The organism is Nonlabens arenilitoris, from assembly GCF_002954765.1.
In the GTDB taxonomy this organism is placed as follows: Bacteria; Bacteroidota; Bacteroidia; order Flavobacteriales; family Flavobacteriaceae; genus Nonlabens; species Nonlabens arenilitoris.
Window position 1 is genome coordinate 2,607,219 of the sequence record NZ_MTPW01000001.1, and the last position, 13,693, is coordinate 2,620,911.

Annotated in this window: 9 protein-coding genes; 3 read left to right on the plus strand and 6 right to left on the minus strand. The window is 36.1% G+C overall.

Going from position 1 to position 13,693, the window contains the following annotated elements; all coding sequences use genetic code 11:
- Positions 1-53: 53 nt before the first annotated feature.
- Positions 54-779, minus strand: a complete 726-nt coding sequence (locus BST92_RS11605) for a phosphodiester glycosidase family protein (RefSeq protein ID WP_105071601.1) — start codon at positions 777-779, stop codon at positions 54-56.
- Between the two features lie 150 nt (positions 780-929).
- Here BST92_RS11605 and BST92_RS11610 point away from each other — a divergent pair, with 150 nt between their 5' ends.
- Positions 930-3,368, plus strand: a complete 2,439-nt coding sequence (locus tag BST92_RS11610) for a zinc-dependent metalloprotease (protein WP_105071602.1) — start codon at positions 930-932, stop codon at positions 3,366-3,368.
- A gap of 79 nt (positions 3,369-3,447) precedes the next feature.
- Here the strand turns inward: BST92_RS11610 and BST92_RS11615 are convergent, their stop codons facing one another.
- Together BST92_RS11615 and BST92_RS11620 are read right to left on the minus strand one after the other, a co-directional pair.
- Positions 3,448-4,752, minus strand: a complete 1,305-nt coding sequence (locus BST92_RS11615; RefSeq protein WP_105071603.1) for an MFS transporter — start codon at positions 4,750-4,752, stop codon at positions 3,448-3,450.
- A gap of 77 nt (positions 4,753-4,829) precedes the next feature.
- Positions 4,830-5,390: a DUF3244 domain-containing protein gene (locus BST92_RS11620; protein WP_146105153.1), complete on the minus strand. Its 561-nt coding sequence runs from the start codon at positions 5,388-5,390 to the stop codon at positions 4,830-4,832.
- A 194-nt stretch (positions 5,391-5,584) separates the two neighbouring features.
- On the opposite strand from BST92_RS11620, the gene BST92_RS11625 reads away from it, so the two are divergent.
- Together BST92_RS11625 and BST92_RS11630 are read left to right on the plus strand one after the other, a co-directional pair.
- Positions 5,585-6,454, plus strand: a complete 870-nt coding sequence (locus BST92_RS11625; protein ID WP_105071605.1) for an AraC family transcriptional regulator — start codon at positions 5,585-5,587, stop codon at positions 6,452-6,454.
- Positions 6,455-6,630: 176 nt separating this feature from the next.
- Positions 6,631-8,010 (plus strand): NAD-dependent succinate-semialdehyde dehydrogenase, encoded by a 1,380-nt coding sequence (locus BST92_RS11630; RefSeq protein ID WP_105071606.1) that lies wholly within the window; start codon positions 6,631-6,633, stop codon positions 8,008-8,010.
- 679 nt (positions 8,011-8,689) lie between these two features.
- Here the strand turns inward: BST92_RS11630 and BST92_RS11635 are convergent.
- From BST92_RS11635 to purL, 3 genes are all read right to left on the minus strand, one after another.
- Entirely contained in the window at positions 8,690-9,439 is a 750-nt protein-coding gene (locus BST92_RS11635; RefSeq protein ID WP_105071607.1) for a DUF2971 domain-containing protein, read from the minus strand.
- A 171-nt stretch (positions 9,440-9,610) separates the two neighbouring features.
- Positions 9,611-9,802 (minus strand): hypothetical protein, encoded by a 192-nt coding sequence (locus BST92_RS11640; RefSeq protein ID WP_105071608.1) that lies wholly within the window; start codon positions 9,800-9,802, stop codon positions 9,611-9,613.
- A gap of 17 nt (positions 9,803-9,819) precedes the next feature.
- The gene (gene purL, locus BST92_RS11645) at positions 9,820-13,557 is read right to left on the minus strand and encodes a phosphoribosylformylglycinamidine synthase (protein ID WP_105071609.1); all 3,738 of its coding nucleotides are present in this window, start codon (positions 13,555-13,557) and stop codon (positions 9,820-9,822) included.
- Between the last annotated feature and the right edge of the window lie 136 nt (positions 13,558-13,693).

The window sequence follows — 13,693 nt, forward strand, 5'->3', positions numbered from 1 at the left end:
TTTAGTCGCTTCCGCGAAAGCGTAAAAGATATAATTAAGGCATCTTAAATTTCTTAATTACTTATACCTATCATTACACCAAATCTACCGTCCATTTGTTCAACACCATTTTCTGGATCAAAAATACGGGATACAAATCCATCGAGATAAAGAGCGTTCTTACAGCCTTGTTTTTTAAAAAATAGAGCTAAATCATAAAAATTGATTTTTTCTCTAGATTGGACTAATAAAATACGCCCATCAGGTAAAATACCTACCGCATTACGGATATGTAAATTCTTGGAATCTTGATTAAATGCGGGATGCAGTTTCCCATCTATAACTAACATAGGTCCAGATTGTGTCGCATAGGTCATTTCACTTAAATCGGTAAGTTTACTGGTTGCGGCCACTTGTGCGCGTCCATTTCTTGTAAGATAAAAAACACCATTAGGTTGTAAATAAAAATTACCATAAGCTACAGTTGTAGTGTCTAGCTTTTTAAGAATGATTTTGTTTTCTATATAAAGGCCTTGAGGTGAATGGTCTTTAAGATACATGCCTGCATTCATGGCATAGAGTAGGCTGTCGCCACGCTGGTCGAGGTGATTTTTGAGTTGGGTAAAAGTTTTTAAAGGTTTACCATAATTATCCAGCCAGTATAACTGCAGTTTTTGCTCTTTTAGATCGACTACTTTTATATGAAAACGCTCATCTTTTATAACGTCCTCTTGCGCTTTATGACAAGAGCAAATCAGTAATGTAGGGATTAAAACTAGAAGTAAAAGCCTGTAATTCATTAATGAGGTATTAGATTTTTAAAGATATGGGATTGTTATAACACAAACTTTAAAATGTTAAGAATTGTTAACGTTTTCATAGCATTTATGATTAGAAGAGTGAGATGGCATATTTTGTAAGCCTAAAATATTTTACTACATCTTAATCTTATGAAGAAATCAGGCTTATTCATTGCGATGTTGCTGCTGTTTGCGTTTTCGACATCTTGTAAAACAGCACAAAAAGCTGTCGCCGCAAAAACAGAATCAGAAAAAACAAGTAAGAAAAAATCAAAATTTAAACCCTACTCTAAGGTGGTTACAAGTGATGCTGTAACAGATGATGGGCTTTTTAAAACGCATCAAGTTGAAGACGATTTTTTCTATGAGATCCCTAATGATATGCTCGAGAAAGACATGCTATGGGTAACACGTATTGCACAAATCCCATCTAATCTAGGTGGTGGTTATATGAATGCTGGTAGTAAAACAAACCAGCAAGTAGTGGCTTGGGAACGATTTCAAAATAAAATTTTATTAAAAGTAAAGTCTTTTTCTGAGGTGGCTTTAGATTCTACCGCAGCCATAAGCAACTCTGTAAAAGTTAATAATTATGAACCTATCATGTATGCTTTTGATATTGTAGCCTTCAGTGCAGACTCTACCGCTGTAGTTATCAATGTAACTAAGTTTTTAAGTACCGATGTACCATCCATAAGTGGACTGAGTTCAAGATTAAGAAAACAGTATAAGGTTAGAAGTCTGGATAAAGAGCGCAGTTTTATAAATTCTGTGAAGTCATTTCCAGAAAATATAGAGGTTAAACAAGATTTTACATATACCGCTGCAGAACCACCTTCTAACAGCTCTGTAGGGTCGATAAGCATGCAGGTTAATCAATCTATGATCTTACTGCCAGAAGTACCTATGCAGCCTAGATTATTTGATCCTAGAGTAGGCTTTTTTACAGTAGATCAGATAGATTATTCTAGTAAAGCATTAAAGGCTGATGAGAAAACCTATATACGTCGATGGAGATTAGAACCTAAGGATCCAGAAGCTTATGCTCGTGGTGAATTAGTAGAGCCTATTAAGCCTATTGTTTACTATCTAGATCCTGGTACACCAGAGAATTTAAAAGAATATATTAAACAAGGAATAGAGGACTGGCAAAAACCATTTGAGACTGCAGGATTTAAAAATGCAATCATTGCCAGGGATGCACCTACACCAGAGGAAGATCCAGAGTTTAGCCCAGAAGATATTAGATACTCTGTGGTAAGATATGTGGCTAGTACAACACGTAATGCCGTAGGACCATCTGTAAGTGATCCACGTAGTGGAGAAATTATAGAAAGCGATATCATCTGGTATCACAATCACTTAAGATCATATAGAAACAGATACTTATTAGAAACTGGTGCAGCTAATCCTAGTGCACGTACTTTAGATACTGATACTAAAGAAATGGGTGAGATGATGCGCCAGGTAATCGCACATGAGATAGGACATGCATTAGGTTTTCCTCACAATATGGCAGCTAGTTATGCTTATGATGTTGAAGATTATAGAAATGGAGCCTTTACACAAGAAAATGGTATCGCTGCTAGTTTAATGGACTATGCACGTTACAATTATATTGCACAACCAGGTGATGAGAATATCAGGTTTGTACGTCAAATGGGACCATACGATCACTATGCCACTAATTGGGGTTATCGTGTGATTCCAGAGGCTACATCTCCAGAAGATGAAGTGGCTACTTTAAATAGTTGGATTATGGAAAAAGCTGGTGATCCTGTTTATAAATTTGGTCGTCAGAGTAGTCGTTTTGATCCACAATCTCAAACCGAAGCAATAGGTAATAATCCTATAAAAGCGAGTACTTATGGAATGAAAAACTTGAAATACGTTGCTCAAAATTTATCTCAATGGACATCTAGTCAAACAGATAATTATGACGATTTACAAGAATTGTACGGCGAGCTATTAGGCGTGTATTCAAGATATGCTGGTCATGTAGTGACTAATGTAGGTGGCGTTAATGAAGATCTTAAAAAACCATCTCAATCGGGAACAGTGTACAGTACGGTAGATAAAAAGACTCAACAAGAATCTGTACAGTGGATTATTAAAAACGTTTTTGAAACACCTAGCTGGTTAGTTGATAAAAATATCGTTCAAAATATAGGGCCTGAAGGTTACTTTGACAGGTTAAGATCAATACAGGCACGTCAATTAAATAGTTTACTAAGCTTTGACCGTATCGGTAGATTGATTAATTCTGAAACGGTAGATGCAAATTATTATACGGCATTAGAGATGTTACAAGATGTTAGAAAGGGAATATTTTCAAAATCTACTACAGATATTTATAGGAGAAATCTACAAAGAGTTTATATCGATAGACTTTCTTATTTAATGACTGAAGATTCTTCTCGCAGTTCTTATAATATCGCACAAAGTGATGTTAGAGCATTAGTTAGAGGTGAGTTAAACACTTTACAATCAACCTTACGCAGTAAGAGAAACTCAGCATCTAATCAGGTTAATAAATACCACTATGAAGATTTACTGGCTCGAGTTGATTTAATACTGAATCCTCGATAAAGAAACTTGATTTCATTTTTTTAAAAAGCAGTCTAATAAGGCTGCTTTTTTTGTTGACGCTTTCGCGAAAGCGGGAACATTACAACTCTTGTGGTAATTCTCTAGTGTTTATACGATGAAAGAAATATGCGGCTATTAATCCTACTATTGCAAATATGGCCAGCATCAAAAACACTTTTTGAAAACCTAGTGAGCCAGGAGAATTGTCTAATAGTATTCCCATGGCAGGACCCATAAATATATCTGGTGTATAGCCTACTAAAGATATGAGCCCTACGGCAGTACCGGTAACGGCCATGGGTATCTTTCCTTCTTGTATGGCTGCAAAGTATAAGGTTCTAAAGGCATATACTCCAGTAGCGACGGTTATGATTGTAAAGCCAAAAAGTAGAGTAGTATCAGGCTGTATTAGACCAGATACAAATATGAATGCTCCTATAATAGTAATTGTAAAACTGATGATCATCATTAATGAAGATCGCGTTTTATCTGCCAGCAGTCCTATGATGATACCTATGATGATACGTATACCCAGTAAATTACTGCCTATAGCGGCAGCATCTGTTTCATTATATCCCATGACTTCATTAGCATATTGAGAATAAATATCTGTGATTTTATAACCAGTATAAGCACATAATATAATAATCATCAATAACCATACTGATGGTAACTTAATGACATTAAGGTAGTTGTTGAATACCTGACGGGTAGATAGTATTCTAGGACTAGTTTGCTGATGAGGATGATCTTTTAATACCATGATCAATAAAACTCCTATCAAAGCAATAATGATAGAACAAATGAGAACGATGTATCGATAGGCTTCTTTACGCTCTAGTAAGCTTGAATCTTCAATCTTATTGACTAATAGTATGGAAAAAATAAGAATACCCAACCATCCAAAGGCAAACGAAATTAATCCACGGCCACCATCTAGTAAACCAAAGGCGATTCCTTGCCGGTGTTGTCCACCCCAAATTCTGGTAGCTTTAATCATTGCTGCCCAAAACAGAAAAATAGTGGTAAAGCCCCAATAACCATACAGAAGACTTAATCCCATATATGAAGGATAAGTAGACATGTACATTCCGCCTAAAGCGGTAAGGAATAAAGAAAAGGCCATTAAATAACGCGGCTGAAACTTATCTGCTAGGCTGCCACCTAATAGGTATGAGATAAAAGCAACAATACCATATATAGAAAAACAGGCTCCTAATTGTAGGTTACTAAGTTCAAATAAATCTAATACGGTAGGTCTAAAGATGCGAGCTAGTACAAAGGGTAAAATAAAATTAGCTTCTCCTGCTAGAATGAGGAGAATGATGTTGAATAATTTTTGTCTTTTACTTAAAATGCTGCTAGGATTTAAAGTAAATGTAATAAATAGATATCACAGAAAATAGGGTATAAAAAAAGGCTGCTTTATTTAAGCAGCCTTTTAGAAAATTCAGGGAGAATTTAAATCGTGATAGACTTGTAGAAAGTCTTCCCAGCAGATTTCATGACAATGAAGTATTCACCTTTCTTATCAGATGATAGTTGATAGATTCTACTTAACACTGCAGCGTCTGAAATCTCATCTTCGTGGATCAAATTGTCATTATAGTATATCTGTACATCTAATACCTCATCACTAGATACTAGCTGTGATATAAGGATTTGATTATTTTTCTGTACCGCAACTGGTTTATAAAAAACATTCTCTGTTGAAAAGGATACAATACCGTTATTGACATTAAATTGTTGAATTAAGACCTGGCTGTCTTTATTTAATTCAATACGGTAAGTCCCATTTTCTAAAGTGGTTAAATCAAACTGCTGTTTGTAATTACCGTTTAATTGTATCGTCTCGCTATAAAGAGTAACCTCTGTAGCATCCTTAATGGTCAATAATTGACCTTTCTTCACATTGTTAAACTTTACTGTAGTTACATTTTTTGCAGGAACAGTGTTTGTCAATTTTGCCGCATAGCCTGTTAACGTGGTCAACATAAGTGCTATAATTATTAAATTTTTCATTGTTTTCATCTTTTTATAGTTTGTTGATGATTTACATGACAAATTTAAAGTGCTATGCAAGCATACAAAACAACAGATTTGACCATGTTATATGCTATATTAACCTTGTATGTGAAACTATAACGTTATCGTATTAAAATAACATATAATTAAGAAATTTAGGCCGACCTTTGTAATCAATTAATAGATGTCGTATGTTACTTAAAAAGCCCACTTTAAAGAAAATTAATCCAGATTTTGGGAATTCTATTTTTGTTCAAAAAAGTACTACAGAACGTAGTGAACTTAAACCTTTCTGGCATTTTCATCCCGAGATTGAACTAGTATATGTTAATGAAGGTAAAGGGAAACGCCACATAGGTAATCATATGTCCTATTATAATGATAGTCAATTATTATTAATAGGCTCTATGCTACCACATATAGGATATACAGATAGGCCTAATCATGGATCTGAACTACTGGTGCAATTCTTACCTAATTTTTTAGGTGATAGCTTTTTTAATGTGCCCGAGATGGAACCTATTAAACATCTATTTGAAAGAGCAAAGAACGGTTTGCTCTTTAAACAACAAACTCAGGATCTACTGGGAGAAAAAATTCATAAACTTCATGAGTTAAAAGGATTTTCAAGGACCTTGTTACTATTAGATATTTTAAATGAACTTGCCATAACAGATGATTATGAAATCTTAAATGCAGAGAGTTTTACCTTTGAGACTGAAGTGCAAGACAATTCTAAAACCGAAATTATCTACAAATACATCAATCAAAATTTTCAAAACCATATACCGTTAGAAGAAATAGCAAATCAGGTAAGTATGACCGTTCCTGCTTTTTGTCGTTATTTTAAAAAGACCTCTGGTAAAACATTTACTAAGATTGTAAATGAGTATAGAGTAGTGCATGCTACAAAGCTATTATCAGAAACACAACTTAGTATAACAGATATCTGTTTTGATTGTGGATTTAATAATTTCTCACACTTCAATAAAATATTTAAAGAGTTCACCGGTAAGAGCGCCAGTAAATATAGACAAGAGCTTAAGCAGATTCTTCAATAAGACTTCACATCGTTTTTAGTAATTATGTAAATAATTGATTTTAATTTTAACGATTAGCAGTGTTAGATGTTAACATACCTATAATAGCTCGTTAATTTATAGCGTTTATAAAGACTATTCTTATTTATTTAACGGGATAGTGTATTGTACAGCTCTATATTTAAATAAAAAAAATTATGAGCGATAAAGTCACAACCATAAACCCAGCAACCGGTAAAGAGATTAAATCATATGATTTAATGACAGAAGAGCAAACGCTACAAGCAGTAGAAAATTGTCATAAAGCATTTGAAAATTGGAAAGCTACTCCTATTGAAGAAAGAGGAAAAATTATCAAAAAAATAGGAGAGAAGTTTAAAGAACATCAAGAAGAGTTTGCCCAATTAATGACTGAAGAGATGGGGAAACTATTTAAACATGGTAAACAAGAACTAGACCTGTGCGCAGGTATTTGTGAATATACCGCAGCTACCGGACCTCAAGAATTAGCAAATGAAGAAATCGATTTGCAAAATGGAGGTAAAGGTATCGTGACTTATTCGCCACTAGGTGTTATTTATGGAATACAACCATGGAACTTCCCAGCCTATCAGGTGGTACGTTATTCTATCGTTAACTTAATGGCGGGTAATGGAATATTGCTTAAACATGCCGCAAATGTTACTGGTAGTGCATTAAAACTAAAAGAGATATATGAAGAAGCTGGATTACCTAAAGATTTATTTACTGTATTAATCATTGATCACGACATCAGTGAAAAAATCATCGAACATGATCTAGTGCGCGGTGTTACCTTTACAGGTAGTGCAGGCGCTGGTAGTAAAATAGGAGAGCAAGCAGGTAAAAATATTAAAAAGACTGTCCTTGAACTAGGTAGTAATGATGCTTATATCGTCCTTGAAGATGCAGATGTTGAACTAGCCGTAAAAACCTGTACACGTGGACGTATCTACAACAACGGAGAAACCTGTGTCGCGGCAAAGAGATTTATCGTGGTGGATGCGGTCTATGAAGAATTTAAGAAAGGCTTTGTAGAGCGCATGAGTAATATCAAACATGGAGATCCTATGGATGAAAATTCACAATTAGGACCTATGGCTAGAAAAGACCTCAGAGAGAAAATCCATGACCAAGTTCAAGAAAGTATTGAAAATGGAGCTGAGGTGTTATGTGGTGGAGAGTTGCCAGATGGCGATGGTTATTATTATCCATCTACCGTATTAGGAAACGTGACACCTGGGCAACCAGCTTATGATGATGAGCTTTTTGGACCAGTAGCATCACTAATTAAAGCAAAAGATCAAGATGATGCCATGCGCATTGCAAACGATAGTCGTTTTGGATTAGGTGGCGGAATCTTCTCTAAAGATGAAGATAAAGCAATAGAATTAGCACAAAATCATTTTGATACAGGAATGGTCTTTATCAACTCCTTTGGACTAGCTCAGGTAGATATGCCATTTGGTGGAGTGAAAGATTCTGGTTTTGGTAGAGAGCATGGAGGATTTGGTATCAAAGAATTTGTAAATGCTAAAGCAATAAATATTTTGAAATAACCATATATCATATTTCAATAAAAAACCACTACGAGAGTAGTGGTTTTTTGTTTTGAAATGACTTTGAAATTTGATAAGCCACCTATTTTTATTGTCAATTTCTCAATCTCAAAGTGATGGTTGTTAAAATTCATACTGCTGCATGACGGTATCGACTAATGAGATTAATGTTATTATTAATATCTTCTTTTTATACCATACATGATAAGAAAATTACATTGCATGTTGGCTTTTAGTGAGTCTTGAAATAGTTATGCAACGTTCACGAGCGAGATGCTCTTTTCAACTTAGAAACTTGTCACGCTGAATTTATTTCAGCGTCTCCAATTACAGCGCTATGAGTTATTTGCTAGTACAAGCTTTAAATCTCTACTAATAGCAGATTCTGAGTCAAGCTCAGAATGACAGATAAGATTTGACACGCCAACTATCAGCATTGACATGGTCAAAATATGGTCGAGATGATGTAGTTTTTAATAGATTTTTTTGAACTTGACTAAACATGCGAAGAAGAAACTTAGCATGTTAGATTCAATTTAAGTATCCGCATTACAAATGCTCAGTTTAAAATGCACGCGTTGCAAACGCGCGCGACGTGGATAAGATTGTTACAATAAATGAATCAGTAGTGTTGCTTTTAACTACGTATAATATTAAGATAGTATTTGAAATAACTTATTTATATAACCTTCTCAAATTCCAATTTTAAATCCGTCGGATGAGGATAAACTATGTATACGGATGCATTTGGATATTTTGATTCTTGAATTTCTAAAAGCATTTTATAAAGTCCCAATTTGCTGTCTATTACTTTATGTCCTATATAAATACCTTTTACGTTTGAATTGCAGTATTTCATTTCACGGTTATCATTCCTAAGGTCTGTTATTATCCTCCATTCCTTTTCATATTCCCAATGACTTAATTTTGTTGTAAATAAGTATTGATGAGCATATGGTTTTTTAACATCAACCTTTTTTGGCTTATTAGGATATATTACTGGTCTAAGACCAAATGCCCTATATTCTTCAAGATTTGTTTCAATTTCCATTTCATCAAACTGAAGAGCAAAACCGTTGTAATTGTTTGTGTAATGCGCCCATAATAAATGATTATCTATTGTTTCAGATAAGCAGCAAACACCGGAAGATGAATAGTTATTGTGTTGAACTGTTGTTAAATTTTCAACACCTTTTATTGGAGTAACTAAATTTACATTACAATCAAAAGGATCATTAAAAGAACTTGGGTTAGCCAGATAAAAATAACCTCTAAATAGACTATCCAAGCTAAAAATATCAAGAGAATGAAACTTATATAAAGATTTTGGATTTTCAATTATATTTTCATTTTTATAAACATCCCAAATATTTCCCTCGGATATTCTTTCTACAAATTTATACTTGTCGTCAATAATAAATTCTTTCATTCGTTCATCCTATTAGTGAAAACTACTAGTATTTCATAATATAAAATTTTAACTGGATATCAGCTTAGTCCATAATACATTTATCATTTCGACTCAATCAAACTCGAGAATTCACAGACGTTGATAATCAAGGCAATACTTACTAATTGTTATTATGAATAAATTATTAGCTTAATTCCCTGATAATTCCTTAACCACTTTAATTAATTCTTTTTGCACTAGGTTTAACGACTCAACTCTATCTATAAGTGATTCACAAACCTTTGTAAGAACCTCTATTTTATCTTCTGGAGCTATACTATCTTCTCTTGTAAAGTTTAGATAATTTACTAAAGAACTTTTCCATTCATCAAAATCTGACATATATAATTTATTTAATATTATTTACCACTCAACCAAACACGAGCATTTACAAATGCTTCCAGCCATGGTGTTACTTCGTCATTCTTGCGGTCTGTAGGGTAGTGCGCCCAGTTCCATGAGAATGTAGATCGTTCTAGGTGTGGCATCATTACTAGGTGACGTCCATCTTCACTGTTTAACATCGCTGCGTTATAGTCAGATCCATTAGGGTTTGCTGGATAGCTATCATAACCATAAGTTGCTGGGATTTGATAAGCACTGCGGTCTTTAGGTAAATGGAATTTCCCTTCTCCGTGTGCCGCCCAAATTCCTAGTTTGCTGCCGGCAAGTGACTCCAGCATAATAGAATTGTTTTTGGCAATTTCTACACTGGTAAAATTACATTCAAACTTACCACTAGCGTTGTGCAACATCTTAGGCTTCTCATCATGGTCTGGATTAATTAATCCTAGCTCTACAAAGAGTTGGCAACCGTTACAAACACCTATACTCATGGTGTCTGGTCTGGCGAAAAAGTTTTTCAATGCGGTATTTGCTTTCTCATTATAAAGGAAAGCACCAGCCCAACCTTTGGCACTTCCCAATACATCACTGTTTGAGAATCCACCTACTGCGGCTATAAACTGTACATCCTCTAATGTCTCACGTCCAGCAATTAAGTCGGTCATGTGCACATCGATTACTTCAAATCCTGCGAGGTACATGGCGCGTGCCATTTCTCTTTCAGAATTACTTCCTTTTTCACGTATTACCGCTGCTTTGATGCGTTTTTGCGGCAATTCAGGCAGTTTTCCTGTAAAATGCGCTGGAAAGTTGAATTCTAGTGGTTGCTCTACATAATTCACCGCACGCTCATCGGCCATGCCGTTAAACGATTGTTGTTGATCTAGTAGTCGTGAGGTTTCATACCACACATCACGCATGTCATCTACATCAATGATATGATCGTTAATGTCTAGTACAGCCTCATCGATCGCGTGACCTATTTTATAGAAAGGTACTTCGGCTTTTAAGAGCTCACTTTCCACACTTTCATCGGTTACTTGTAATACGATCCCTGCGTTTTCTGCAAAAAGGACTTTTACCATATCATGGCCTACACCGCTCAGGTCTAGATCCATTCCTACACCTAGTGATGGGAAACACATCTCTAGTAATGTGGTGATCAATCCACCACTAGCAACATCGTGTCCTGCGAGTACTTTGCCTTGTTTTATTAAATTTTGTATTGCGGTAAACGCTTTCGCGAAAGCGTCACTATTCACAATCGTAGGGCATTCATCACCTATCCTGTTGCGCGTTTGTGCAAAACTAGATCCACCCAATTTATGGTCATCACCACTCATGTTGATGTAGTAAATAGGTGCGTTATCATCTCGCTGTAGTACAGGCTCAACAACTTTAGAAATATCATCACAAGACCCAACGGTACTGATAATCACCGTTCCTGGAGCAAGCACATCCATATCTGGATATTTTTGCTTCATAGAAAGGCTGTCTTTACCAGTAGGAATGTTGATTCCTAATTCAATGGCAAAATCACTAACGGCTTTTACAGCGCTGTATAATCGGGCATCTTCACCAGGATTGTTACAAGGCCACATCCAGTTAGCACTTAGACTCACGCCTTTAAGGCCTTTTTCTAATGGTGCAAATACCAGATTAGTAAGCGACTCTGCAATAGCATTGCGAGAACCAGCAGCTGGATCGATTAATGCGGCAACTGGTGCGTGACCTATCGTCGTCGCCACTCCATTTTTACCATTATAATCCATCGCCATCACACCGACGTTATTTAATGGTAGTTGTAGTTCTCCACAAGTTTGTTGTTTGGCCACACGACCAGTTACACAGCGATCTACTTTATTAGTCAACCAGTCTTTACAGGCAACCGCTTCTAGTTGTAATACCTGATAGAGGTAAAGGTTAAAATCTTTTCCATCATATGTTACTGGTGCATAGGTACGATGAATGGTTTTATCATCCATAATGGTTTTAGGACTAGAGCCAAACATGTCTTCTAGTGCCAGATCCATAGGACTGCGACCATCTTTTTCACTAAAGGTGAATTTATTATCTCCCGTAACTTTACCTACTTTATATAATGGTGCACGCTCACGAGCAGCAATTTCTTCTAGTATAGGCGTGTCTTTTGTATCCATCACTAATCCCATACGTTCTTGAGACTCGTTACCGATTAACTCTTTGCGAGAAAGTGTAGGATCACCGACCGGTAAGGCATCTACATCGATCACACCACCAGTTTCTTCTACCAGTTCTGACAGACAGTTTAAGTGTCCACCAGCTCCATGATCGTGAATCGATTTAATAGGATTGTTATCACTTTCTACCAGTCCACGTATGGCATTTGCAGCACGTTTTTGCATCTCTGGATTAGAGCGTTGTACGGCGTTTAATTCTAGACCAGAATCTAGCGCGCCAGTATCTGCACTACTTACGGCAGCGCCACCCATTCCTATTCTATAATTATCTCCACCCATAACGATGATATCATCGCCTGCGTCTGGAGTTTTCTTTAAGGCTTGAACTTTCTTTCCATAACCTATTCCGCCAGCTTGCATGATGACTTTATCAAAGCCTAAATAACGAGGAGTTTGAGATTTTTTCTTTTGTTTTTTATCTTCAGATGTCACAGTGAGCTTGTCGAACTGGTTGTCGGCTTCGACAGGCTCAGTCTGACAATCTGTATGTTCATTATGCTCAAAAGTTAATACAGAACCTGTGATTAACGGTTGACCAAATTTGTTACCAAAATCACTCGCACCGTTTGATGCTTTAATTAAGATATCCATAGGTGTTTGATACAACCACTTACGTGCTTCAAAACCGTTTTCCCATGGTCGTTCTTCATTTAATCTCGAGTAGCTGGTCATGTAAACCGCTGTTCCTGCAAGCGGTAAAGAACCTTGTCCACCAGCAAGTCTATCGCGTATTTCTCCACCAGAACCGGTAGCAGCACCATTAAATGGCTCTACTGTAGTTGGGAAGTTGTGCGTTTCTGCTTTTAATGATATTACCGAATCAAAAAGACTGGTTTGATAAACGTCTGGCTTGTTTGCTGTTTTAGGCGCAAACTGCTCGGCTTGTGGACCTTCTACAAAAGCTACATTATCGCTGTAAGCACTTACGATACCATTAGGCCAGCGTTTTGAGGTTTCTTTAATCAATTTGAATAGGGAAGTAGGCATCTCTTCACCATCGATAATAAAAGTACCGTTGAATATTTTATGACGACAGTGTTCACTATTTACTTGTGAAAAGCCGAAAACCTCACTGTCGGTAAGTTTGCGGTCTAGTTTTTCTGAAAGAGTGATTAAATAATCAATTTCATCATCGCTTAAAGAAAGACCTTCTTGCATGTTATATGCAGCGATATCGTCTATTTCTAAAACACCAGCTGCAGTTACATTGATATCAAATTGTGACTGATCAAGACCGTCAAATTTTTGCAACAGCATTTTATCATAGTGTGAATTCTCTTCACATGCGTGGAATTCTTCTATTCTTTGAATTCCTTTAATTTCCATGTTTTGGGTGATTTCTACAGCATTTGTAGACCATGGAGTAATAGTCGTTGCACGTGGTCCCGTAAAGAATCCCGATAAAGCATCGGCTTCTAGTTTTGGAGCATCGGCAAAAAGCCATTGTAGTTTTTGATCATCCTCTGCAGAGATCGGTGCTTGGGTTTGTACTGCGTAAACTGACTTGGACGGATTTCCGTAAAAATGAATCATTGTGAGCGCTTTTATGGGCTATTGCAAAGATACTTTTTTAGGACTTTATTTTTAGGGTTTCCGCTTTCGCGAAAGCGGAATTATTAACGACTTGTTTACAATGCTATGATCTGTTTTATTTAAATATCTTTGACCG

What these genes read in the sequence shown, in the direction of transcription:
- BST92_RS11640 (WP_105071608.1), bottom strand. Translation starts at nt 9,802, where the DNA reads ATGTCAGATTTTGATGAATGGAAAAGTTCTTTAGTAAATTATCTAAAC.
- BST92_RS11635 (WP_105071607.1), bottom strand. Translation starts at nt 9,439, where the DNA reads ATGAAAGAATTTATTATTGACGACAAGTATAAATTTGTAGAAAGAATA.
- BST92_RS11605 (WP_105071601.1), bottom strand. Translation starts at nt 779, where the DNA reads ATGAATTACAGGCTTTTACTTCTAGTTTTAATCCCTACATTACTGATT.
- BST92_RS11610 (WP_105071602.1), top strand. Translation starts at nt 930, where the DNA reads ATGAAGAAATCAGGCTTATTCATTGCGATGTTGCTGCTGTTTGCGTTT.
- purL (WP_105071609.1), bottom strand. Translation starts at nt 13,557, where the DNA reads ATGATTCATTTTTACGGAAATCCGTCCAAGTCAGTTTACGCAGTACAA.
- BST92_RS11630 (WP_105071606.1), top strand. Translation starts at nt 6,631, where the DNA reads ATGAGCGATAAAGTCACAACCATAAACCCAGCAACCGGTAAAGAGATT.
- BST92_RS11620 (WP_146105153.1), bottom strand. Translation starts at nt 5,390, where the DNA reads ATGAAAAATTTAATAATTATAGCACTTATGTTGACCACGTTAACAGGC.
- BST92_RS11625 (WP_105071605.1), top strand. Translation starts at nt 5,585, where the DNA reads ATGTTACTTAAAAAGCCCACTTTAAAGAAAATTAATCCAGATTTTGGG.